This window comes from Paenibacillus sp. B-A-8, assembly GCF_048572915.1.
GTDB lineage: Bacteria > Bacillota > Bacilli > Paenibacillales > Paenibacillaceae > Paenibacillus_AQ.
The window spans coordinates 760,248-782,277 of sequence record NZ_CP183882.1; the positions used below are offsets into that span (position 1 = coordinate 760,248).

General features: G+C 40.9%; 26 protein-coding genes and 1 pseudogene. 24 read left to right on the plus strand and 3 right to left on the minus strand.

The genetic code is table 11. The features are described from left to right. The first annotated feature begins 1,661 nt into the window (after nucleotides 1–1,661). Nucleotides 1,662–2,612 (plus strand): amidoligase family protein, encoded by a 951-nt coding sequence (locus tag ACN6MV_RS03455; protein WP_419885687.1) that lies wholly within the window; start codon nucleotides 1,662–1,664, stop codon nucleotides 2,610–2,612. Nucleotides 2,613–2,960: 348 nt separating this feature from the next. On the opposite strand, the gene ACN6MV_RS03460 is transcribed toward ACN6MV_RS03455, so the two are convergent. Next, nucleotides 2,961–3,164 (minus strand): helix-turn-helix domain-containing protein, encoded by a 204-nt coding sequence (locus tag ACN6MV_RS03460; RefSeq protein ID WP_076225026.1) that lies wholly within the window; start codon nucleotides 3,162–3,164, stop codon nucleotides 2,961–2,963. Nucleotides 3,165–3,703: 539 nt separating this feature from the next. Here ACN6MV_RS03460 and ACN6MV_RS03465 point away from each other — a divergent pair. The 19 genes from ACN6MV_RS03465 to ACN6MV_RS03555 all read left to right on the plus strand — a co-directional run bounded on the left by ACN6MV_RS03465 (nucleotide 3,704) and on the right by ACN6MV_RS03555 (nucleotide 18,653). Then, the gene (locus tag ACN6MV_RS03465; protein WP_076225025.1) at nucleotides 3,704–4,462 is read left to right on the plus strand and encodes a stalk domain-containing protein; all 759 of its coding nucleotides are present in this window, start codon (nucleotides 3,704–3,706) and stop codon (nucleotides 4,460–4,462) included. An 11-nt stretch (nucleotides 4,463–4,473) separates the two neighbouring features. Continuing rightward, the gene (locus ACN6MV_RS03470; RefSeq protein ID WP_419885688.1) at nucleotides 4,474–4,614 is read left to right on the plus strand and encodes a hypothetical protein; all 141 of its coding nucleotides are present in this window, start codon (nucleotides 4,474–4,476) and stop codon (nucleotides 4,612–4,614) included. Nucleotides 4,615–4,761: 147 nt separating this feature from the next. Next, the gene (locus tag ACN6MV_RS03475) at nucleotides 4,762–5,118 is read left to right on the plus strand and encodes a hypothetical protein (protein ID WP_419885689.1); all 357 of its coding nucleotides are present in this window, start codon (nucleotides 4,762–4,764) and stop codon (nucleotides 5,116–5,118) included. Nucleotides 5,119–5,223: 105 nt separating this feature from the next. Continuing rightward, entirely contained in the window at nucleotides 5,224–5,946 is a 723-nt protein-coding gene (locus ACN6MV_RS03480) for a hypothetical protein (protein ID WP_419885690.1), read from the plus strand. A gap of 304 nt (nucleotides 5,947–6,250) precedes the next feature. Then, nucleotides 6,251–7,477 (plus strand): serine/threonine protein kinase, encoded by a 1,227-nt coding sequence (locus tag ACN6MV_RS03485; RefSeq protein ID WP_419885691.1) that lies wholly within the window; start codon nucleotides 6,251–6,253, stop codon nucleotides 7,475–7,477. 109 nt (nucleotides 7,478–7,586) lie between these two features. Then, a complete protein-coding gene (locus ACN6MV_RS03490; protein WP_419885692.1) occupies nucleotides 7,587–8,069 on the plus strand; it encodes a hypothetical protein in 483 nt (160 codons plus the stop codon). A 51-nt stretch (nucleotides 8,070–8,120) separates the two neighbouring features. Further along, nucleotides 8,121–8,711 (plus strand): hypothetical protein, encoded by a 591-nt coding sequence (locus ACN6MV_RS03495; protein WP_419885693.1) that lies wholly within the window; start codon nucleotides 8,121–8,123, stop codon nucleotides 8,709–8,711. A 74-nt stretch (nucleotides 8,712–8,785) separates the two neighbouring features. Next, nucleotides 8,786–9,178 carry a hypothetical protein gene (locus ACN6MV_RS03500; protein ID WP_419885694.1) on the plus strand — a complete coding sequence of 131 codons (393 nt, stop codon included), beginning with the start codon at nucleotides 8,786–8,788 and terminating at the stop codon, nucleotides 9,176–9,178. Nucleotides 9,179–9,352: 174 nt separating this feature from the next. Next, nucleotides 9,353–10,318, plus strand: coding sequence for a DNA/RNA non-specific endonuclease (locus ACN6MV_RS03505; protein WP_419885695.1), 966 nt, complete (start codon nucleotides 9,353–9,355; stop codon nucleotides 10,316–10,318). A 764-nt stretch (nucleotides 10,319–11,082) separates the two neighbouring features. After that, complete coding sequence (locus ACN6MV_RS03510; protein WP_419885696.1) at nucleotides 11,083–12,060, plus strand: amidoligase family protein; 978 nt, start codon at nucleotides 11,083–11,085, stop codon at nucleotides 12,058–12,060. 2 nt (nucleotides 12,061–12,062) lie between these two features. Continuing rightward, nucleotides 12,063–12,686: a gamma-glutamylcyclotransferase family protein gene (locus ACN6MV_RS03515; RefSeq protein ID WP_076225014.1), complete on the plus strand. Its 624-nt coding sequence runs from the start codon at nucleotides 12,063–12,065 to the stop codon at nucleotides 12,684–12,686. Nucleotides 12,687–12,688: 2 nt separating this feature from the next. After that, nucleotides 12,689–12,961 (plus strand): hypothetical protein, encoded by a 273-nt coding sequence (locus ACN6MV_RS03520; RefSeq protein ID WP_076225013.1) that lies wholly within the window; start codon nucleotides 12,689–12,691, stop codon nucleotides 12,959–12,961. Nucleotides 12,962–13,108: 147 nt separating this feature from the next. Then, nucleotides 13,109–13,360 carry a hypothetical protein gene (locus ACN6MV_RS03525; protein ID WP_419885697.1) on the plus strand — a complete coding sequence of 84 codons (252 nt, stop codon included), beginning with the start codon at nucleotides 13,109–13,111 and terminating at the stop codon, nucleotides 13,358–13,360. Between the two features lie 185 nt (nucleotides 13,361–13,545). Then, the gene (locus ACN6MV_RS03530; protein WP_419885698.1) at nucleotides 13,546–14,562 is read left to right on the plus strand and encodes a hypothetical protein; all 1,017 of its coding nucleotides are present in this window, start codon (nucleotides 13,546–13,548) and stop codon (nucleotides 14,560–14,562) included. 134 nt (nucleotides 14,563–14,696) lie between these two features. Then, nucleotides 14,697–15,197: a helix-turn-helix domain-containing protein gene (locus ACN6MV_RS03535; RefSeq protein ID WP_419885699.1), complete on the plus strand. Its 501-nt coding sequence runs from the start codon at nucleotides 14,697–14,699 to the stop codon at nucleotides 15,195–15,197. After that, the gene (locus tag ACN6MV_RS03540; RefSeq protein WP_076225010.1) at nucleotides 15,194–15,685 is read left to right on the plus strand and encodes an excisionase family DNA-binding protein; all 492 of its coding nucleotides are present in this window, start codon (nucleotides 15,194–15,196) and stop codon (nucleotides 15,683–15,685) included. Before ACN6MV_RS03535 ends, ACN6MV_RS03540 begins: the two co-directional genes overlap by 4 nt. Continuing rightward, nucleotides 15,682–16,320: a DUF1643 domain-containing protein gene (locus ACN6MV_RS03545; protein ID WP_419885700.1), complete on the plus strand. Its 639-nt coding sequence runs from the start codon at nucleotides 15,682–15,684 to the stop codon at nucleotides 16,318–16,320. The genes ACN6MV_RS03540 and ACN6MV_RS03545 overlap by 4 nt, the downstream gene beginning before the upstream one ends. 515 nt (nucleotides 16,321–16,835) lie before the next feature. After that, nucleotides 16,836–17,417 (plus strand): recombinase family protein, encoded by a 582-nt coding sequence (locus ACN6MV_RS03550; RefSeq protein ID WP_419885701.1) that lies wholly within the window; start codon nucleotides 16,836–16,838, stop codon nucleotides 17,415–17,417. Between the two features lie 876 nt (nucleotides 17,418–18,293). Continuing rightward, nucleotides 18,294–18,653 (plus strand): hypothetical protein, encoded by a 360-nt coding sequence (locus ACN6MV_RS03555; protein ID WP_419885702.1) that lies wholly within the window; start codon nucleotides 18,294–18,296, stop codon nucleotides 18,651–18,653. A gap of 90 nt (nucleotides 18,654–18,743) precedes the next feature. On the opposite strand, the pseudogene tnpC reads toward ACN6MV_RS03555, so the two are convergent. Both tnpC and tnpA read right to left on the minus strand, forming a co-directional pair. Next, a pseudogene (gene tnpC / locus ACN6MV_RS03560) lies at nucleotides 18,744–19,446 on the minus strand (IS66 family transposase); the annotation flags it as partial. A gap of 23 nt (nucleotides 19,447–19,469) precedes the next feature. Continuing rightward, nucleotides 19,470–19,727, minus strand: coding sequence for an IS66 family insertion sequence element accessory protein TnpA (tnpA, locus tag ACN6MV_RS03565; protein ID WP_419885703.1), 258 nt, complete (start codon nucleotides 19,725–19,727; stop codon nucleotides 19,470–19,472). A 1,080-nt stretch (nucleotides 19,728–20,807) separates the two neighbouring features. Here tnpA and ACN6MV_RS03570 point away from each other — a divergent pair. From ACN6MV_RS03570 to ACN6MV_RS03585, 4 genes are all read left to right on the plus strand, one after another. Continuing rightward, nucleotides 20,808–21,074: a hypothetical protein gene (locus ACN6MV_RS03570; protein ID WP_419885704.1), complete on the plus strand. Its 267-nt coding sequence runs from the start codon at nucleotides 20,808–20,810 to the stop codon at nucleotides 21,072–21,074. A 243-nt stretch (nucleotides 21,075–21,317) separates the two neighbouring features. After that, on the plus strand, nucleotides 21,318–21,488 hold the full coding sequence (locus ACN6MV_RS03575) for a hypothetical protein (protein ID WP_179087777.1): 171 nt from the start codon (nucleotides 21,318–21,320) through the stop codon (nucleotides 21,486–21,488). Nucleotides 21,489–21,517: 29 nt separating this feature from the next. Next, nucleotides 21,518–21,721 (plus strand): hypothetical protein, encoded by a 204-nt coding sequence (locus tag ACN6MV_RS03580; RefSeq protein WP_419885705.1) that lies wholly within the window; start codon nucleotides 21,518–21,520, stop codon nucleotides 21,719–21,721. Between the two features lie 30 nt (nucleotides 21,722–21,751). Continuing rightward, complete coding sequence (locus ACN6MV_RS03585) at nucleotides 21,752–21,919, plus strand: hypothetical protein (protein WP_419885706.1); 168 nt, start codon at nucleotides 21,752–21,754, stop codon at nucleotides 21,917–21,919. The last annotated feature ends 111 nt before the right edge of the window (nucleotides 21,920–22,030 follow it).

Here is a 22,030-nt window from a genome sequence, read left to right on the forward strand (position 1 = left end):
AATTTCTTCTAATCTGATGAGTTTGTCCAACCAAGGTGATGTGAGTGAATGGTCTCTACATCGAATGGTTGCTGAAACACGTACTATTATTGACCCCGGCAGGGGTTTTTTTTTCTAGGAAATGTATTATCGCCCCTTGTAATTAAAATCATGTTAACTTATGTTGAATACAACAAGACATAGTAAGTTATTTGGTAGTTGGTGTTTACATGTATTATTCTGATGAGCAGTTCGCTAAAGAAGTGGACGAGAAGCTGGGAAATGTGAAGTTTTTCAAGCGTGTTATGTGAGAACACGGTAAAATCAAGACCTACACACAGCTGACTACGAATCATAAGCCTTATTTCCAACAGGTCCAACAATTACACAAGGGTATGATTTGGGACAAAGCGGTTCGCACAGTAGTCCCAACGATGCTGTAAGAGAAGGGTGGAATTAACTCATGCATTACTCTGATGAACAGTTTGCAAGTGCTCTCAACGAAAAAATGGGTAATATAAGGTAATACAAAGCATTCTACGGGAGAATGGACTCATTGGTGCACGTCAGCAATTCTCTGAAGAACACAGAAGTTACTTCGAACAAATCTGCGAGTTGAAGGACAGAATCCATTGTACATGGGAAACGGCAATCTGAACTGTGTTATCGGATAAGGCGACTGAAATGCCCGTAGCCGCCCCTGCCCCCGCTAGTATGAGCGAAGATGTTCCTGAACTTTTACGTCAGATTCTTCAGACCCTGCAACAGATTTAACAGAAGCTTTAAAGTTGGTCGTATATCTACCTTGAGAATGAAACAAAATATGCAGCTTAAACTTGGCAGCCGATAACTCGATCTTTCCGTCTGATATAGACAAGAATTTATTGCCCTTAACAGCTAATTGGGGTATTCTGATAACAACAGTATATCTTGGATGCGGAAGAACCGCATGATAGCAGCCCACAAACAGGGTCTGTCTCATCATGTGGTCTTTTTTGCATTCAACACTAAACAGGGGGTTCACTCAAAATGAATAACTGCACTTTTTGTTCCATTGAAACTAAGATCTTATTTAGTCATATAACCCACGAGATCGGAAATCTTTGTCTTCAATGCTATCTGCAACTTCACGGAACATGCTCAGTATGTTCAGTATCTCTCTTACCAGTTGAGGTGAAACCTGATGTAACCTACAATCTTCAGGCAAAGTTTATTGGTATGGGAGAGAAGAAAACGATTCTTGTCTGTGATTCTTGCAATGATGCCATTCGTAAGGAGTTCCCGCTGTTGTTCAGATAAGGGGTATGGAGGGCATAACTTAGCGAATGACTACAAATTCTTATTATTAGTTTTAAGAGATTTATTCAGATGCCTTAGCGTTTTATCCCAAGCTATATTTCCAATGCAGAAAGGATGAAATTTTCAGAAATCAATTAGGTGGAGAAACTTGTAACTTTCTCACAATGAAGTTAGAATAAAACGAATTTAAATTATTTCCTATATTTTTTGGAAGTGAGATCAGTGGCTCTCGTCGGTTTATAGTGCTATACATGGTCACCAAGGATTCAATGATGCCTACTTATTGTCACTACAACTTACCCTACCACCCGACCATAGGGTGGTTTTCTATTATCACTCTGATGCAAACAAAACACGAATTATTTCTGGATAGGAGGCTCTATATGCAAGTCACGTTCAATGAATTGGATTTTGGGGTAGAGATCGAGTTTAGTGGTATCACTCGACATCAAGCCGCCAAAATCTTAGTACAGTATTTTGGGACGACTTTCGTAAAATACGGGGGATGGAATAATGAGGAATTTCACATACCTGATCAACAAGGAAGAATCTTTAAAATTGTAATGGATGGCTCCGTTGATGCTTTGTGCAGAGAAGGAAATACAGACGTACCGGGAACAGATGAGTATAAATGCGAAATGGTCACCCCCGTGCTTCATTATTCTGATCTCCCGATTCTTCTAGGTGCAATCACAGCCTTAAAACGCGGAGGCGCAATAACCGGAGTAAACTGCGGAACTCATATTCATATTGATGCATCGTTGTTTACGTCACAACAACTTCGAACATTATGCAACTTGGTATACAGACATCAGTACTTGTTGACCAACGCTCTCTGTATAAGGGAATCGCGCAAGAAAAAATTCTGCGCAGATCTCTCGGAAGAGTTCATCGAGAAACTGAATAGAGTTAAACCGGAAACTTATGAAGAATGGTCTGAAGTATGGTATTCCGGATACAATGCTCTTGAAGCGACAAGGTACATTAGGAAGAACCATTCTCGGTATAGAGTTTTAAACCTTCATAACCTCTTATCAGGGCGGTTTAAGGCAGTCGAGTTCAGACTGTTTAATAGCTCCCTTGATGTTGTGCATATCAAGGCTTACATTCAACTATGCCTGATCATCACTGCGCAGGCTCTTCGACAGAAAAAGGCTATAACCCGAATCGCCATATCCGACAATAATAAATTTACGTTCAGAGTTTTCTTACTCAAAGCGGGCGCAATTGGTGATGAATTCCGAGAGATGCGCCTTTTGCTTCTAAAGAATTTAGAAGGTGATTCTGGCAGGCGTCGTCCAAATATTGGTAATAAGCCAGTTGAGGCGATTTGAGGAAATGGTGGGATTACGAACAATATTCTTCTTCCTGAAGAGTACTAAGCGTTACTTGTTTTCGAATTTTGCTAATTCACTTGGACTTCGTCCATAAAGCCAGCATACTATCCGTTAAAAGAGGCATCTTTCGTTGAAAGGGTGGAAGAAAGGTTTTCACCTGAAGCCAGGGGGTATCCCTAACTTTGGAGACATTATTGTGTTTTTACATTATCTACCTCTTATCAAACTACCTTTGTATAACAACAATCAAAATTCCTATCCTAGAAAATCATATACTCGCTGGAAATATAATTTGTGTTGTAGGTATTTATGTCTTCTCCTGCAGACGTTTCTCATAGCCGAGGTTTATATAGGTTCACGTCTGTCCTTCCACTCATCAATTTCTCGTGGATCAACATTAAGAAGCTCACATATATGTAATGCGATGGTGACTGTAGGTGTAGTGATGCCGTGTTCGATGTTCTGATAGTGTTTTAAGGAAACATTAATAGCTCGACTTAACTTTTCTTGACTAATGCCTTTGTTTTTTCTGGCTTCTCTTAGTTCCAAGGGTAAACAACTCCTAGCTTGTTTACCCCATAGTAGCCAATACATGAATTTTGCATAACACATTTTAGTTGGCAAACTATAATACATGAATTATAATTACTAAAACTACGATTCATCTTAATTAAGGAGAGTGATCATAGGGAGTTAAGCTCGAGATTTATTATATAACTAGTAATAAGTAAGAAAGTTTGATTCATGGCATTGACGCTAAAAAATAAGCACTCATGAGTGTTGATAGGGAATAACATGAGTGCTTTGGCGTACATTTCTTCGATTCTTCAATGATAATCTTGTGCAATTCTTATTAGTTATGTTATTTATTCAATTATCCGTAAGTGAGTAAAAAGTTCCTTACTTTCAAGGGACGTTTCATATTTTTAAGTGCTGTTATGATTATTCCGGAACTCTGCAGTAATGCAGTCAAGAAAGAACATAGCTTGTTCTGTTCTGATTGTGGATCAAAACTTTAAAATAGTAAAAATCACCAATTATTATCCAGATATTCAATTTTTGAAAAATAAAAATTAGGGGATACTTTAATGTTCAAATTGAATCGAGATAGTTTGAAAGGATTTACGATGGGAGCGATTACTGTTGCCTTATTCGGTTCATTGTTAGGAACAACCTACGCTTCCGGAAAACTCACCAGTATCAATATTGTCAAAGGAGGGATTAAGCTCTTTGTAGATGGGAAATTAGTTAAACCGACCGACAGTGATGGTAAGGTAGTTGAACCATTCATTTATGATGGTACCACGTATCTTCCGCTGAGAGCTTTATCCAATGCATTGACAAATAACCAGAAGCAAGTTAAGTGGGATGCCGGTACATCGTCCATCTATGTTGGACAAGCTCCAGTCGCGGCACAGACGAGTATCGAAGAATTAAAGTATTACGAAGGTACACAAGGCAAGGTTCTAACAGGCGAGGATGCATCTTTTCAGATTTTAGATAAAAAAATCACTCCTTTTAATCGCCTTGATACTGGTTATGCATATCCGGGTGAGAAGTACTACTCAGATGCTGCGGAGTATATTTATATTTTGAATTCAAACTACAGAGAACTTAGCGGTCAGTTTACAATCCCTTATACAGGATTAGGAGCCGATTTTGAAAGTAAGATTCAATTTTATAGTGTAAACAAGAAGGGGAATAAAACGTTGATCAAAGAAATTGCTACAAAAGTTGGTGATGACATTCAGCAGGTAAGTGTCAATGTTCAAGGTGTTGAGATATTGCAAATTGAGTTCGATAAACCAAGCGCCTTCTATAATATTACACTTTCCGGCATTCAATAAGAAATACATAAATGAACTACATGACTGTGTTATTGGAAAAAGTAACTGAAAATCCGACTGTCATGCCTGTGTCCGAGAGCACTAGCGAAGATATTCCAGGACTTTTGCGGCAGATTCTTCAGACCTTGCAACGGATCGAACATAAGCTTTAGGTCGTTCGTATTGTTGACTGGAGAATGAATTAAAATATGGAGCTTGAACATGGTAGCTGAGTATCCTGTGGCTACCTTCAAGTTACGAAGCGATATTTCTTGCTCCTTATCAGCACTTGGGTTATATTGGTAGAAGGTGAATAATCCTTGAATGCGGAAGCACCGCAGACATTGCCTTTAACGGGCGAAGTCTGCGGTTTTTTGCGTTCAATAACAAATTTGGAGGCGTTGGAGATGAGTTGTGTATTTTGTCAGAAGGAAGCCGAAATGCTGTTCAATCATTTAACCCACGATATGGGTTCACTTTGCATGGAGGATTACATGAAGCTCCACGGTTCCTGCGGGGTATGCGGTAAAAGCTTAATGCCACATAAGGTTCTTTCCGACAAAGATTATCGCGTTTCTGTAAAGTTTATTGATACGGGTGACAAGAACCTGATTGTCTGTGACCAATGCTATGATGCGATCACTAATGAGTTTGCACATATGTTTGAGGGGTATTAGGGGTTTAGGTTTTGGATGACTCTGCTCAGCTTAAAAGGTTATGACATGACTCTCGGCGAAATTTGTAGGAGATGCGTAGATAACTGTGACGAGGTGAAACAATTAATGAACATTGAATTTCAGCAAATCTACACAAGTTACAAAACGGATAAAGAAGTAAGTGATGCTATGGTTCAGAAATGCCTTGGAATTGTTCCAGAAGCATCTGATTTCTTTGATTCTATACGAGATCGTATGACAACGTATGGCAAACCTTTTATGATTCTACCAGCTGGTATTAATGGAGCTTGCACACTGGTTGAAGATGACGCCTTGTGCATCAAATTTAGCTATGAAGTGGATTCAGGTAAATTTCCCTCGTATTTAGTACATGAATTAGGTGAGGCTGATTATTTGTCCAAGGGGTTTCCGAAAACCTTGGATGAGGAAGAACGGGGTTTTGCTCCAAGGATAATTGAGTGCTTCAGTCACCCGCATTGTAGAAGAGTTGCGGCGGCTTGGGGGCTGTCCGAATTAGAAGGTGAATTTCGAAGTGAGATGGAGATTGAGGCACGCTTAAAACAGGACTATATGATAGATTATACTCCTGAGTGGAAACGTATTATGGATATCGTTTGGACAATAAGTACATTCCCAGAATTGTATAATCGAAGGAATGAGATGAATGGGTATGTGGTATATCAAGAAAGTATTGAAGAACTCTTATCAATTATAAGTGTAAATACGATTGAAGTTACTCCTCAGGAGGTTTTCACTCGCATGGAATTGGTTGTTGAAAAGCTTGAAGCTAGAGGTATGCCCCAAATCAAGGTTCAGTATCCTTTCTGACAGAATGGCGTAGGTCTAATTCGCGGCTTCTCGGATCAGGGGTAGACCTGGGCGAATTTGAAGACCTTGTAGCCAAGATAATTATTAAGGGGAGCTGATATCCTTGGACAGTATCAGCTCCCATCCTTCAGATTACCCCATGTGCGACCATCACCGCACATGGGGCATTTTTTATGCAGCATCACCCGCTCACCCGACCATGAGATTTGTAATGAGTTTCCACAGCTGCTCGAATAAGGGGTGAAAGAAGTAGTAGGTATTTAGTATAATGGTAATGTGGTGATTATTCCCAGATGCGTTACTGATGGAGGGGAGCTATATTACTGATCCAACAAAATACCTGCAATTAAAACTAAATCAAGTGGCTTCAAGACACCTCTCAGATAAAGTGGCACTCTTCCGAGGGTTCTACGATGATATTGCTGATGAAAGGCTTAAAGAGTTGTTTGCAATCTTTCATATGCAGTTTAATAATCTGTTCGCATTCATGAACCAGAAACGCTACGCAAGTGGCGGAGGACATTTTAATGCAGATGTAAGTCGAGACCTCATTGACTTAATTGAACAAGAAAGAGTAATTCAAGCTACACTTAAAGGTGATTTTGCTTTTGAGATTAATGACTACTATGAAGAAATTATGGGCAAATGCAGGTCTTTTCTATCGATGAGTGGGGGTAGTTCTATCCCTGAGGATTTCCCACCAATAGATATCATAGAGGACAAGCCTATTTTTACTTTAGTTGATACCATGACAATCCCAGGGACATTACCAAGTGCCATTGCAAAATTAAAATTTATTGGCGAGGGTTCATACGCAAAGGTATTAAAGTATAAAGATCCACATTATAATTCTTACTTCGCCGTTAAGCGAGCGGAAGGTGATTTGCGACCTGATGAGCTGGAGCGGTTTAAGAATGAATATAACGATCTTCGAACCTTGGATAGCCTATTTGTCATCAAAGCTTATTCCTATGATGATGAGAAAAATGAGTATGTTATGGAGTACGCAGATGAGACATTGTCTAAATACATAAACCGGAGCAACTCTACACTAACGTTTAACAAAAGAAGAGTTTATGTAGAACAATTAATTCGTGCCTTCGATTATATTCATTCAACAGGAATACTCCATAGGGACATCAGTTACACGAATATTTTAGTCAAGCATTATGGCGATGGTGCTTCCTTATTAAAGGTCTCCGATTTCGGCTTGGTAAAACGTCCTAATAGCAATTTGACCAGACAGGGAACAGAAATCAAAGGAGCTATTAATGATTACACTGACTTGACTGCAGTTGGTTTCGAAAATTATGAAATAAGACATGAGACTTATGCACTTGGAAAAGTCATTTATTTTATTCTTACTGGTCGAACAACTGGGTATCATCGTGAAACGAATGAAGCATTGAAGGAATTTATTTCAAGAGCAATTTCTCCAGATAAGAGCCAGAGGTTTACTAGTATTGAAGAAATGAAGGCTGAATTGTATTCGAAGGTGTTCCCTTCACTCCGCAAAGAATCTGCCGAATAGGTAATTACCATTAACCAATCAACCATCCTATTCCAAGGTTGGTTTTTCTGTTTCATAGTTTAGAGTAAAATGGTTATTAGGCTACCGAAACTTGAAATGGGGAAGCATAATGAATTCATATATTCTAGATAGCTCCTTGCTTGAGAAGTTCAAGCAAGCCGTAAGCGATCATGACGATTTCCTGATTAACACATACAGTAACTACAATGGGAAGAACCTCTGGAGCCTAATTTGCTCTGCGAAGGATTGGCTCACCGTCAGCGTGAACGGTTTGCCATACATCGATTTGACCCACTCTCATGACGATGTTCGTTCATTGAATGTTCTGCAGTTGATCACAACATATGATCTTGTCATCCAATCCATCGAGCAGCTCCATCGTGTTTTCGAGATGGAATACCCGCTAGAGAAAGACGATTCGGTGTTCAATGCGGCAGTTCTCGACGATGCGTATTTTGCGCAGATCCGGGCATGCTTCGGTGCACATCCAGTCGATTTAAGAAGTTCAGACGGAACGAAGAGTACGGACAAGTACTTCGCCTCTTGGTCTAGCGATGTCGGCAGCAGGATCGGTGGTAACGATGATTATTGAGTTTATCTCTACAGCAATAATCCCGATGGGGATCAACCTATTCGCTTCTCAATGAGCTTCGCCAAAATTCATGAGTATACGATTAAACGATACTCCCTCTTATCGAACGTGATCAGCGTAATAGAGAAAAAGCATGGTATCTTTATCGAGGAGCAACGGCAGCGCCCGATCTCCCGCAACCACTCCGATGTTGTTGAGCAGCTTCAGATTCTCTTAAAGGGGAACAGTACTCGAATTCGTGAGGGTGATGGGTATCATTATGACATTGAGACGCTGATAGAGCTGTTCACTGCTCCGCAGGATTTCCCCGAGCAGGAACGGCAAGAAGTAGCGCAATACCTGAACTCCCTACATGTATTGGTCGATGAGCTATACGAAGCTCTCCAGAGCATGACATTTGGTGAAGATGGTATGGCGCATGGACACCTTCTACATTCGAGATCGCCTAAGTTCCACGGACTTCATTACGATCTGGAGAAAGTGTTCGAGTACCTGAACAATCCATATTTCAGTGCTGAACGGGTCGATTATCACCTCAGACGTCTTATCAGTGAAGGGGTTCTAACGCCTTATGTTAGTCGGCAGATGGACAAGCGAGACCTGCAGCTCTTGCTCTTGGCTAGGCTTACTGAGGTGCGCTAGGCAGCTCATCTTTCTTGTCTGGATTTCCTCTTAATGGTATGGGATATGGATTTTAATGAAGGAGGATGAGTCTTTTGGGAAAAATAACTCCTGAGATCAAAGCGATAATTGAGAAACACCAATATGATCGAAACCTACGTAAATACTCGGATCAGCACTACTTTAACGATAACTCCTTCTTCCGCAAGGTCAATTCCAACAAAGATGTTGAGTACACTAAAGCCGGTATCTTCAATAGACTCGCTCATTACAAGAAAGTCTACCCTCTTGTTCGCGATGATGATGTTGATATGGAGAGAGCCGCGGCGCAGTTTGAGATTGCAGTAAAGAAAGTGATTCAGTGTTTGGATAACCCTCATACGGACTTCAACTATTCTGTTGAAGAGCTTCAGGGGTTAATCGACTCCGTCTTTGACTGTCATGACAAGGTTAATGAACTAGCTATCAGAAAAGCAATGCAGGACTAATTCAATACGGCTGCACACAACCACCCTTTGAGAACGGGTGGTTTTCTTTTTTGAGCTAAAGCTCATTCAAATAAAGTAGCTTATTTGTCTTTTATGGTAAGATTACAGAACAAGACAACTAAAGTCGTCGTTTTAATATGAACAAGTATGAAACTATCATAGGAGAGTCCAAAAATGAAAAAGAAAATGAACTATTTAATCGCATTGTTAATGATCGTCTTGATGGTTGGCTGTTCCAATGCAGAAAATTTAACTATTACAAATGCAGAAGATACTCCACAAAAAGTAACGACAGTTGACAAAAAACATAAAGGAACTGTTACCGAGGTCGTTGAAGAGACTGAAGCAGTTGAAACTCCGTCGACGGTTGTTGAAAAACCGGCAGCTGAGGAAGCACCTACGCAACCCAATAACGATCTATTCTCAGGATACAAACGTATTGAAGTGAATGCTTGTGATTTGTCGGGGCAACGTAAACCTAATGTCGTTGTGGATGTTGGTTACGGGGATCGCGAGTACTGGGCATTTACAAACGAACATGGGCAGCTAGTTCGAGTCATTGCAGACGAACTCATTCTACAAGATGACAGTAATGAGTCTGTATCATCGTCTGGTAGATATTGCTCTGATGAGGCGAAGGTTCCAGGTGTCGAAAGTGATGTGCTAGATGAAGGGCATGTCATTGCTGATTCCCTCGGAGGGGTGTCGAATGCTTATAATATTACCCCGCAAGATAGCACGCTCAACCGACATGGTGATCAAGCGTATATGGAAGATACGATTCGCAAAGCAGGTGGAGCAAGTAATTTTGAAGCCATTATCAACTACCCGAACACCAAAACGCAAATTCCATCAAGTTATCAGTACACCTATACGTTAAAAGGTAATGTGATTGTCGATAAATTTGATAACGTGAACCCTGACGAGGTTAACGCATCGCTTGGGTTGACAGGTGATGATACTTCTAAGCCGAGCAGTAAAAACACAGAGGGTGACCTTTCTAAGGTTGATACAAATGGAAATGGAAAAGTAACGATTAAAGAAGCAAAAGCGGCAGGCTTCAAGATGCCTATAACAAGGGATCATTGGTTGTATCAATATATGGATGATCGTGATGGTGACGGTATGGTAGGTGAGTAAATCCTGAGTTTATTTACTGTTTTTCGTTCACTTGCTGTCCCTTCATTTGTATAAGTATGGACTTTTTGTTGAAGGTTTTGAAAAAGTTGCGGTTCTGCTGAAAAAGGCATCATCGCGGCAAGGTCGATTAAAGGCGTACAAGAAGCAGTGCAGCGACTTTATACGAATATGGGGTCACTGGTTTTATCTTGAACGGTAACCAATTACAAATAGAAGCAACTCGTTGAAGAACACACAGCAAAGCAGCTTCATAGGTAGCAACCCGACCACCCGCCCTGCCAAGGGCGGGCTTCTTTTTGTCCACCTCTCCCTCACTCGTATTGAAGCCCTCTTGAAAAGAACACCTATCGAAAATTTCCCCAACAATATTTTCAAAAATCCGGATAAATGCGTTAAAAAGCTCGAGAAAAAACATAGTAGTAGGCGGTAATTTTCTTGGTTAGGATAGGTGCATTTGGAGACTTCGCCAATCTGAACATTTTTGAAATTCTTCGGAGTTGACCGGGGCGAGAAACTGGTCACAATAAAACATTAATGTTAGAATACAACGACTAAAAAGTTTAGTAATTCTTGGGGACGGTGAATGCGATGGAAGTTATGGGCTTTGGGGTGAAGCGTAATTACGGATACATAGGTAGTGAGTACCTCCAGAAGCAATGTCATGTAACTAAACACATAATTAAGGGTTCGACCTAACCCAACCACCCGAGCATCCACTCAGGGTGGTTTTCTTCTTTTTATCATTAACGATTGGAGGGCATTCAATGCAAGTGGGGTTCGATGAGTTGTCTCTAGGGATAGAGATCGAGTTCAGTGGGATCAGTAGGTTTGAAGCAGCCCAAGTCTTAGTCGATTATTTCGGAACGACTTTTGTAAAGTTCGGTGGCTGGAATAATGAAGAGTACCACATACCCTGCCAGAAAGGTCACATTTGGCAGCTTGTAAATGACGGTTCCGTAGATGCTCAGAAAAAGGTAGGAAACACGGTCGTCCCTGCAACGGAGGATTACAAGTGTGAGTTAATTACTCCGGTGATTTCATATCATGATATCTCGACTCTCTTAGGGGTAGTCGCAGCATTAAAAGCGGCTGGTGGAATAACCGGCGCAAACTGTGGGATTCATGTCCACATTGGTGCTGAAAAATTTGATCCGAAAAGTTTTCGGGTCTTATGTAATCTCGTTTACAGCAAACAGTATCTTCTTGCGAATGCTTTAACAGTAAAAGAAGTTCGTAAGGGGCAGTATTGTTCTTACCTGACCGACGAATCCATCAGGCATCTTAATTCTGAAAAACCAACGACATGGGAGCATTTTAAGGAGATCTGGTATGCCGGAACCTTGGATGCAGTCAGAACCATAAGGAGAAACGAGAGCCGATATCGCATTATTAACTTACATAACTTACTTTCGGGAAGACAGCCGACAATAGAGTACCGGCTTTACGACAGTATTTTGGACGCTGATTACGTTAAGGCATACATCCAATTTAGTTTACTCCTTACCTGTCAAGCACTAAGACAGAAGAAGGCATCTACCCGCATAATGATGTCAGAGAACAGCAAATTTACTTTTCGGGTATTTCTTTTGAAAATAAATGCCATCGGCTCAGACTTCCGTGAAATGCGCCTTCTATTCTTAAAGCACTTGGAAGGTGACTCCGGTAGACGCCGCCCGATCTGTAAGCCAGAGCCGTATCGAGCCACATTAAATAATTCTAAATCATTCGGAAAGGTTGATTAAATATGAGTAGGCGAATATTGGTTGCAACATATGGTCTCCTGATGAACTCTAGAGAAATAAATCGACATCAACTTGGGGCTTATGCAGTAGCGAAAGGGACAATTGAGAATCACGAACTGGAGTTTAAGGTTCAGCCCACAATTATCGAGAAGCCCAATTGCCACGTTCCGGTAGTGATTTGGTCGATCCCCAAGGAGAAGATAAACAGGTATGAATTTATCGAGTTTTGCAACATCGGAGAATTCAAAAAGAGGGAACTTTCAGTTAAGATCGTTTCTTTGACTGAAAGAGGTATAAAAGAGGGATTCTCACGTGATGAAGTGACCGCCTCGGTCTACATATCCACTTCTATTCGATTCATGATGCAGCCGAGCCTAGCGGACTACAACTTGCTTTTCTCGGCATACCAAGAACATGCATTCGATACCGCCGTTCTGCTACAGGCAGCTCTTGCCGCCAAAACGATCTCCGAAGAACGGCAGCGAATGGATTGGGAAAAGCAACATGAGCTACTGAAGTCGACAGGACTTAATGGAGAAAATCCTGAGATTGTTTATGCTAACCTAATCGCTAAGTCGATCTTGAACATTAATACGGTAAATTCTTCTTCGGAAAGTGGTGACTAATTTTGCTATACGTGAAAACGCCAGGTATCGACAGAGTTGGTTGTTACGATTGGCAGCTGGCAGTCGCTATCGTCGTAAGACTGTATCAAGATAACGAGCACTTCATCTCATTTGAGCCAAGTGCCGTTAGAAAGACATGGATCACCGATGGAAACGAGAACGAGCTTGCCGTAGTCGACAAATTGCTCTTTCCTTCCGGTGTGAAGGTATGGGCGATCTATGGGGATGACAGTCAAAATCAGTATTTCACCTTTATGTTACCTGAAGAATATTGAGGGGTAACCGTCCTAATATTGCTGTATTAATTCGAATACATAGCTTTTAGCCCAAGGGCAGCTGTCGTGGTAGACAGCCGCTCTTCATTTTTTCCATTCTCAAGATTATCAAATTATCGCCTACGGTATCAGAGGAAAACCAAATTTATGCGACCATCTCAGCGAAGTCCGATCAGTTGCTATGATTCCGATAATAGAGCCGGTAGCCTAAGCAGCAGCTCAACCCGATATCCCCACGATGGAGGTTCGGCTCATGAATTGCAGTCTTCACCTTCACCGTTCCCCAAGGTGAACTTCACCGATCTGAAAAAGCGTAACAACGATATCGTCACTTGGCTAAAGGTCGGCTCCGTTAACATCGACATGCCAATCGTTCAAACGACCAACACTATGTTGTAATTGGAGGTAGCAGCTTATGCGCTGTCTCTTTTTATGTTGATTTACGTCGATTTAATGGGAGGGATTGGGAGGTAATCCGTTGAATTATGGAATATGAAGTCTTATTGATTCCTGTGTTGGGGGATCTGCCCTTTTCAGGGGTTTAGACTAACCATATTCAAAATACGTATAGAGGGTATAAAACTATGAAGTTTAAAGTATTCGGCTTCCATGAAAGATTATATCAATGGATAGCTTTCATCTCAGTAGTCTTAATCACGACCGGATGTGTAGCTTACTATTTAGTATTAAAAGACTACAGTGCTACTGGTAATAAGGCAGCGAATCGATTCTTAATTGAGTTCCAGGATTCCTCGTTCATCATAGGGGTTGTTTACGCACTTTTTCTTTTTATTGTAGGTCTATATTTATCCTCAATGTCATCGAGAGTCCAAAACCTGTACTATCATCGAAAAGAGCAGTATATAAACATAAAAAGATTGAGCGAAGTGGTATCGGTTGATCTAATGCACGATGTTTCGGATGATAAATATGTATCAATGATTATATTACATCGAGGGTTTACTGGGAGGCTTGGAGAGAAGAAGCGAAGACCTTACATTATAGAGGATGGTTTCAAATATACTTCAAAGTATTTGAAACTTGAAGACGATCTCCTGTCGCTAAGGAGTAAGCTTCTTGAGCTTTATAATTTGAAAATCAATAAATACATTGATTGCTATAGTCTAAAGAAAAAACACCTAAATGTATTTATACACGATCTGGATGAATTCTTACTTGATATCAATAGTTGGATTGATAAGCATATTGAAGTAACTGAGATACAAAGGAAAGCATTCCTTGATTATATACGGAAGTTAGTTGCTACAGTCTCACAAGATGACAAGAAACATAATAGAAACAAACTTAAGTTTGAGAGAATATATGCTAAGAGTGCTCGAAAGGTTAAAAACATTACCTTTAGGATAGAGAAGGTTTATGGAGCTAGACTGCATAACGACATAAAGTTCGAGGATAATATTACAATAAATCTAAATGAACTCGAGAAACTGATTAATAGATTAACTGATAAAACTCTTTCTTATGATGACCTTTCGGAATTGTTAAGTGATCAAAATAATGAGTTGCAAGGTGAAATAAATACAGTACATGCTCGGCTTCATGAATTGCAGGAAATGATCGAGGATATCCGGGGTTATTAATTCTGAAGCTAAACGTAAAAAGGACAGTTTAGTACTCGTTATTTGAGTTGTAATTTATCGGTAACTTGTAAAAGCCGAGAATTAATACCATTGTTGTTCGCTCATTAATATCTATGGTGATGGGGGTCAAGGATATGGCGGTTAGAAAAGTTACACTTACAGTGAAAGAAGTATCAGAGATGCTTGGAATTTCAAATGCAAAAATTTATGAAATGGTAAGAACAAAACAAATCCCTTGCATTAAGGTCGGAAGTCGAGTCGTATTCCATGAAGACGTATTGCGTGAGTGGATGGGGGCAGCAATTGTAGCTCCGAGAGGACCATTATTGACTCCCCTTCCCCCTGAGCGAGGAGAAACTGATGAGCAAGGATCTGGAACCCGTTTTGAAATGCATTTATCGGGCGAGACCATTCGTTTTATACAAACTGTACTGGAGATTCAAGAAGCTGATATCAAAAAGCACTTAGATGAAGTTTTTGAAGAGAGTGCAACAAAGAGTGTCTATTATATAGATAGACCAGAGGATTTGGAAAAGCGAAGATTATATGCTCAGCGTCGATACCATGCTCTGATAATTGCATTAGATGAAATGGATCGCGAATTTGCCAAAGCTCAACGGCGTGAGCTCAAATGATCGGGTATGTCATTTGGGGAGAAGAAGAGGCTAAAAAGTGGTATGACGAGCACATGTTCGTTAAGGAAGCCGCTGAGTATCTCGGGTTATCGAAATATCTAATACGTAAGATGGTGAAAGAAAATAAGATCCCTTATAGTAAGACATTCCGAGATGTCTCCTTTCATAAGGCTATCCTTGATGCATGGATGCGCGGCGAGTTTCCTCCGGGTAAAGTGGCACTTATTCTCGATAAAGAGTGTATTGGTTATGATCACAGGGACGCCCTATATGAGCATTATCAAAGATACCCTGAACTGCTTGAACAGATAAAACAAAAAACAGAGCAAAGTAACCCACGAAGAGATGAGTATTCGATTGAAGTTCTTGATGATGGGGTAAAATTGACCCTGTATGCTACAGACAGAACAATTATCTCCAATATCTTTCTGAACAATTATATTGTGGATGATATGATTAGTATCGTTAACTTATACAAGTCAAAATGAAGCAGGATGGAATCGGTGAAAACTTGATGTTTGGGGAGGGAAGAACGATAGACAGATTTATGATAAAAGAGTCGAATGTGACGATACATACGGAAGCACTATTCGACTTGGAACATTCAAATGATTATCGTTATTCATTATTAAAAAGCTGGGACAATAATGATACTGAATCCAAACGAGCAACTGCTATTTTATTTAATCCTAGCCAAGCGACAGAGCACATATTAGATGTTACTGTTATGAATCTTCTCAACTGCTTAATTCCAAATCCAAGCTATAACGCGGTTGAGGTGCTCAATATGTATCCAGTAATGAGGTCGAACCCAAAGGATTTTGACTTCCATTCTCAAGTGCCGCTGGATAAGTATCTTCTCAATCTTGAGTACATTAAGTATGCGCTTAATGAAAAACACACGGATCATGTGATACTTGGATGGGGAGGGAGACCAGGTGGTCTTTGGATTGATTATAATAAGGCTCTTTTTGAGATAATTTTGCAGGCAAAGAAACCACTTTATTGTTTTGGTGAAACAAGAGATTTGAAAAAGCGATTGCAACCGATTCATCCAAGTAGGTTTCACCTAATGGAAAAGCTACCTGATCTCAGAATGTATAACTTTAGCTATCAGTTATAAAAGGAGAGACGGACTATTAACAGTTCAACCGCTCAAATAGAGCGGTTTTATTTTGCTCAATAGAAACTGTCTGCTAACCATACATTCCTGATTGGCTCTAATCGATTCAATGTCACTAGGGGCTTAAATATTGGTCTTTGATCGCTTACAAGCCGTTACACGTCATTGTCTCCACCCATGCTCTAAATGGGGTTAGCTAATTGCATTACAATAGAAGGAACTAATCTGCAGCATAACCGTCAAGCCGTTCTAAAAGAACACTTTTCACCCTCACCTTTGTCACCTATCGGCGGTCAGCGGCTCGTCGTTCGGCTTCGCTTTTAGCTCCCCGACTGCCTTTCAAAAGAAAGACTTCAACAATCTCTGCACCCAAGTTATCATGACGAGGTTCAGAACTCTTAAGTTATGGACTCCCTATTTCTGCTTGATTTTTGAATGGTAGAATGCGGGTTCATCCGGTGTCAAAACTTAGGGTCATAATTAGATGCTAAAAAGTCGGGATGGTGGCTGAAATCATGGCAAAATACGGATATATTCGAGTATCAACGGTGGGTCAGTCCAAGCATGGCAACAGCTTGGACAAACAGGTCAATTCTCTCCTTATCGAAGGGGTCGACCGTGATAGCATTTTCTCCGATACGTTTACAGGGACAAAGGTAGATCGTCCTGAATTTTCAAAGCTCTGTATTGCGCTAAAGGAAGGCGATACTTTGGTTGTAACGAAGTTGGATCGATTTGCTCGGAGTATGATCCAAGGCGCACAGATTGTAAACGAACTGATCGGTCGAGGGGTAAGGGTGCATATCCTGAACATAGGTATTTTGGATAACACTCCGACCAGTAAGTTGATCCGTAATATATTCTTCGCTTTCGCTGAGTTTGAGCGCGATATGATCGTTGAGCGTACTGGTGAGGGGAAGGCTATTGCTAAACAAAAGGAAGGATTCCGCGAAGGGAGACCCAATAAGTTCACGAAGGTGCAAATCAATCACGCGATCAGCTTGCTAGAGACTAATACAATTAAGCAAGTCTCCAGTATGACTCGTATTAGTGAAAGTACGATCAAACGTGAGTTAAGAAAACGCAGAGGTGCGTAATGATAACCGTCGGAGCTAATGGTAATGCTGTCGTTTTCAACTTTGGAGAGTATGCGTCAAATACGACATAAAACCTCCACTAATCTTGTTCAACAAAACTGCCCGTTAGCCTTAACAAGAATAAGTAGACAGCAGAAGCTTTCATTCGTGTCGTTCACAGTAAACAGACACGACCTTAATGAGTAATTCCCATATTCCTTGCTGTGATAGTTATAGTCTAAACCCTATCGGAAGTGATACACTTATATTATCAATTCACTTTATGCTTAGATTGTGGGGGGTACATTGGAACCAGTAGTTCTTGGACGCATTGGTGCGAAATCTTCTTCGCCTACTTTATGCCTCGAATAAAAAACACAAAGACTTTTTGCGATATACAAACAAAATGGAAAGGACAATTACAATATCGAGATCACGAAAATGTTTAAAATTGCAATTGCTGATGATTAATGCGTGCGCACGAGAGGAGGTGAAACAGTGGAAATACTGAGAAAGATATTTGAGTTAGCAACAGAAAGTATAGAAGATGTTCCTGCTCATAAAATAGTCGAAGGGTTAGGACCTTCTGTAGGATTCATAACGCTCTTTTAGAAGAAATGGTTCTGCAACTATCTACATCGACACTTATAGAATAGAAACCACTTTTTTTCAAAAGATGTATGAGCTAAATCCGTTTTAGAAGCATTAGACATTGACCGCTAATCATACTATCTTTATAACATTCTTGATCCTTCATGAGCTAGGACATTTCGTCCAATTTGAAGCTGGTTGTTCTAAAGAGTATAACATCTATTAATTAGCACAGTCTATTTTTAGTTAAGATACCTACGTAAGATACTTGAACATGGCTAAGTCATTAACTAATCGGAGGTTACTATGAGCGCAGAAATAGCTAAGAAACAATTACTTGAGGGTATGTATAAGATCGTTCCTAGTCTTAGATATCACTTTATAGGTGATAATAGATTGCTGATTGAGTTAGATCGTATATATGCTAAGATTGAGAAACTTCAACCTGATCTAGTATTCGATGTTACACATAGGATTCTAAAATATTTCGATACATATCAAGAAGCTCCTACTAACGATTTCATTATATTATCTGCGGCGTATGCTAATTGGTTCGAACAACATGATAGAGATTACTTCAATCCTAAAGGTAAAGATTACAATGCTAGGATGCAAGAAGTAGAAGACCTTATGCTCAAGGGACGTAATAGTTACGGCATGTATTGAGTAATGGTATAGTTGTTGCAATACTGCGGAGTAAGCGTCAAACAGCCCACACCTTGACACCAAAATGAGGGCTCAATTTATAGAATAAGGCTAGGTTTTCAATACCCCACAGATTGGTGGCAGAGCAGATGACCAGGGCAAGAACGGGTCCAGCGCTTCCGTATCTTTCAGATCAGGGAGCTGCGGGAGCTGCTCAAATAGAAACTTTAAGTACTGGAACGGATGCAGTCCGTTCTCTTTTGCTGTTTCCATCACGCTGTAAATTACAGCACTGGTCTTGGCTCCGCGTGGGGGGGCAAATAGCCAGTTCTTTCGTCCAATCACAAACGGTTTAATCGCCCGTTCGCTGCGGTTATTGTCGATCTCTAGTCGCCCGTCCTTCAGGAAGGCGGTCAACTTCTCCCATTGATTCAGGCAGTAGGTGATCGCTTGGCCCAGTGCACTCTTTGGCAAGACGCGAAACTTTTGCTGACGTAGCCATGCTGAAAAAGCATCCAGAATCGGTCGACTGCGATCTTCGGATGTTCTCTCGTTCTTCCGGTGTTGCCTCCTTCAGCTCTCGCTCCACCGCAAACAACTGATTACAGAACGTGAGCCCCTACTGCGCGACCGTTCCAACTCGGGCTTCCGAGGCGGGCAAGGCTTTCAGTGCTTCGTCAAACTTGCGACGCGCATGGACCCAACACCCGACCAGGGTCACTTGGGCTACCTTTTGGTAGCCAGGGTATCCATCCACGTGCAGGTATCCGCTGAATCCAGCTAGGAAATCTCGGGGATGCTCCCCGCCACGAGACGGACGGTTTCGGGAGAAAAACCTTACTGCACGTCAATGGATGCCGCACCGAATCGAAGAGTCAATGAGGGTAACGATGGGGAGCGCGGAGACACCGTAACCGGAATAAAGGAAGGCGTGGACGTGTGAGGCATGCTGGAATCGAGTTTGCGTAGCCAATATTTCAATTGATGTAGGGTCACGTCCTGCGCTTCGAACCAGGAAGACTTGGTGAAGGCATTGGCTCGATAGTCCCTGATGCACTCTGTCCATTGGTCCTGAAGTCGTTCGGCTTTGGTCATTTGGCAGATCTCCTTGATTTAAGATATACCTACGATCTCATGACTGGCGTCGGGTTTACAGGTGGGCTAGGTTTGATGCTTATTTTAGAGATGTAATGATTAAGATCCCTTTGGGGTATTCCGCAGCCAATTCAGAAGTGAGGTTGGGGAAGGGCGGTGTAGTGTATTTCTTTGCTGACGGCAAAGAGGACTTCTTATCGATTGTTTTGACCATCTTTGGAGAGGAGTCGAATTTCATCCCCTTCGAGTACAGTATCATTTTCGATAAGCACAGAAAAGGCATTAAGAATTTGCGTAAACTCATTAAGTGTATTTTTGCAACAATTGGCTTACAAATTTCTGAGTGGAGTGTAGGACTATGCTTTAAACCAACCACCAAACCACCCACCCACCCACCCACCCACCCAAGCTGATCAATATTCTCTGCTATCTTGTCTGGTATTCCTAAATGGTTAATATAGCTTCTTATTGCCTAAGTGAGTGTTCACTTAGGCTGTTCTATTTATGTAGAGATTTTTCTTGTTACTTGAAGTGGGTTCGATTTTTGCAGTTAGTTTGAGAGACCAAATATAAGTACAGGGATATAACTGAACACCAACAACCAGTTCAACCAACATCAACATTCAATCGTAAAAAAGGAGGTTTTTACTACGAACTTCATCCATTTATTCATTTGTCTGGGCTGCACCCACATACTATGCGAATCCGCCGAGTATGGAGTTCAGTCTTTCAGGCTAGTGTAAGAGAAATTCGAGTTTTTGGAGAGTGCAGCAGTTCTCAATATCCCCAATTTAGCCTTAAAGATTAAAAGCAGCTATTTAACCAATAGAACAATATCGAATTTAGTTCGTTACAATTCTCTCTTTCGAGAGAGTTCTGAAAAGGTAGAGTCTCCCTTGCAAGACGAGCTTACAGATGAATATTTACTGACCTTGTTGATCCGTTGTGTGTTTAGAAATACAAAACAGGATCGAGATTTGTTGAAATCGGTAAAAACGGTAAAAACGGTAATCAAGAGCCAGTATCAGGACTTGACGTGAAGTGGCGTTAACACTTTCCAATCATGAGAGGGGTATAATTATGCGCTTGCATCATATTTGTGAGGTTTGTGGTAAAGAAGAAGTTCTAACTCCAGAACAGGGTCATGAACAAGGATGGGACTACCCACCTAAAATGGGCCAGTTCAAGATCGTATCTCCGAGAACCTGTGGGAGTTGTGGAATTGACCTCACTTTATGGTGGGCAATAAGTGTGGAAGGTAAAGAACCAGCCGACCTAGATGAAAAACAGCTTCAAACACTTGAACGTATCTTGCAGGAGCCAGAAAGTATTATGGTAATTGATTGACCTAGTAAGTATATGGATCGGTCACTCACGAAGGTGCTGACAAAATCAGCACCTTTCTTTATGTCGCGTGATAATTATTCGTTTTCTATAGCTTTACTAGTAAATTTCATTGCAAGACAGGTAGAGTGGGATGTTTGTTTTTTTTATCGTGTTTTATCGCTCCTGAAGGGATTAACAGATAGATATTTTTGGATAATTATAGTAGACTTGAACTAGGACTTTAGTAATAGGAGGGTATGAAATATGGCGAAGAATACTGGCGATGATTATCGAATTGGAGCAGTTAAAGGCAGATCGCAAACTTACAACCCTAAAAATGATACTTGGGTAAAAAGGGATTCGGAGACAGGTAAGTTTTTAGATGCGAAGACTTCTGATAACAAGCCATTTAAAGGTGTAAGGAAAGAAAAATAGTTATTAATCTTGTGGAAATGGGGTTTAATATGAGTTTTTGGGAAAAAGCAGGAAATTTCGCCAAAGCAACTGGTGACTATCTCCAGAAGCAACAGAAAGAAATGGAACAGAAATATAGGTCAAAGGCACGGAGCTTAACGGATGCACAAGTTTTACATGCGACAAAAAACGCTCAAAATGATTTTGCTAAAAACATCGCAATTGAAGAAGCCCAAAGAAGAGGGTTGCTTTAAAGTTAATCTTTGAAAAGGAGAGGTTGGACAATGGCTAAAGAAAGATGCGGGTATTGCGGAGGCAAGGGCAAAGTAGAGTGTGACTGCACCGGGGGACTTGGACGAAAAGGTGCTAATGACGATTGTTACGGATGTGGTGGGACGGGAGTTTCTATGTGTCCTGCATGTGAGGGAAGAGGCTACGAAAACGTTGATTAATATGATTTGATAGCTTAAGGTAAGCAATGTTCTATTAGCGTAACACCCTCGAAAGGGAATGGATATACCTAGCAGGGGTAAGAGGTGGGGTTCGCCTTTATAATTTTTTTC

Excerpts from the sequence above, each read along its gene's own strand:
- ACN6MV_RS03455 (WP_419885687.1), top strand. The coding sequence starts at position 1,662 with ATGCAAGTCACGTTCAATGAATTGGATTTTGGGGTAGAGATCGAGTTT.
- ACN6MV_RS03465 (WP_076225025.1), top strand. The coding sequence starts at position 3,704 with ATGTTCAAATTGAATCGAGATAGTTTGAAAGGATTTACGATGGGAGCG.
- ACN6MV_RS03470 (WP_419885688.1), top strand. The coding sequence starts at position 4,474 with ATGAACTACATGACTGTGTTATTGGAAAAAGTAACTGAAAATCCGACT.
- ACN6MV_RS03480 (WP_419885690.1), top strand. The coding sequence starts at position 5,224 with ATGAACATTGAATTTCAGCAAATCTACACAAGTTACAAAACGGATAAA.
- ACN6MV_RS03485 (WP_419885691.1), top strand. The coding sequence starts at position 6,251 with ATGGAGGGGAGCTATATTACTGATCCAACAAAATACCTGCAATTAAAA.
- ACN6MV_RS03490 (WP_419885692.1), top strand. The coding sequence starts at position 7,587 with ATGAATTCATATATTCTAGATAGCTCCTTGCTTGAGAAGTTCAAGCAA.
- ACN6MV_RS03495 (WP_419885693.1), top strand. The coding sequence starts at position 8,121 with ATGAGCTTCGCCAAAATTCATGAGTATACGATTAAACGATACTCCCTC.
- ACN6MV_RS03505 (WP_419885695.1), top strand. The coding sequence starts at position 9,353 with ATGAAAAAGAAAATGAACTATTTAATCGCATTGTTAATGATCGTCTTG.
- ACN6MV_RS03510 (WP_419885696.1), top strand. The coding sequence starts at position 11,083 with ATGCAAGTGGGGTTCGATGAGTTGTCTCTAGGGATAGAGATCGAGTTC.
- ACN6MV_RS03515 (WP_076225014.1), top strand. The coding sequence starts at position 12,063 with ATGAGTAGGCGAATATTGGTTGCAACATATGGTCTCCTGATGAACTCT.
- ACN6MV_RS03525 (WP_419885697.1), top strand. The coding sequence starts at position 13,109 with ATGCGACCATCTCAGCGAAGTCCGATCAGTTGCTATGATTCCGATAAT.
- ACN6MV_RS03530 (WP_419885698.1), top strand. The coding sequence starts at position 13,546 with ATGAAGTTTAAAGTATTCGGCTTCCATGAAAGATTATATCAATGGATA.
- ACN6MV_RS03535 (WP_419885699.1), top strand. The coding sequence starts at position 14,697 with ATGGCGGTTAGAAAAGTTACACTTACAGTGAAAGAAGTATCAGAGATG.
- ACN6MV_RS03540 (WP_076225010.1), top strand. The coding sequence starts at position 15,194 with ATGATCGGGTATGTCATTTGGGGAGAAGAAGAGGCTAAAAAGTGGTAT.
- ACN6MV_RS03545 (WP_419885700.1), top strand. The coding sequence starts at position 15,682 with ATGAAGCAGGATGGAATCGGTGAAAACTTGATGTTTGGGGAGGGAAGA.
- ACN6MV_RS03550 (WP_419885701.1), top strand. The coding sequence starts at position 16,836 with ATGGCAAAATACGGATATATTCGAGTATCAACGGTGGGTCAGTCCAAG.
- ACN6MV_RS03555 (WP_419885702.1), top strand. The coding sequence starts at position 18,294 with ATGAGCGCAGAAATAGCTAAGAAACAATTACTTGAGGGTATGTATAAG.
- tnpA (WP_419885703.1), bottom strand. The coding sequence starts at position 19,727 with ATGACCAAAGCCGAACGACTTCAGGACCAATGGACAGAGTGCATCAGG.
- ACN6MV_RS03570 (WP_419885704.1), top strand. The coding sequence starts at position 20,808 with ATGCGCTTGCATCATATTTGTGAGGTTTGTGGTAAAGAAGAAGTTCTA.
- ACN6MV_RS03575 (WP_179087777.1), top strand. The coding sequence starts at position 21,318 with ATGGCGAAGAATACTGGCGATGATTATCGAATTGGAGCAGTTAAAGGC.
- ACN6MV_RS03580 (WP_419885705.1), top strand. The coding sequence starts at position 21,518 with ATGAGTTTTTGGGAAAAAGCAGGAAATTTCGCCAAAGCAACTGGTGAC.
- ACN6MV_RS03585 (WP_419885706.1), top strand. The coding sequence starts at position 21,752 with ATGGCTAAAGAAAGATGCGGGTATTGCGGAGGCAAGGGCAAAGTAGAG.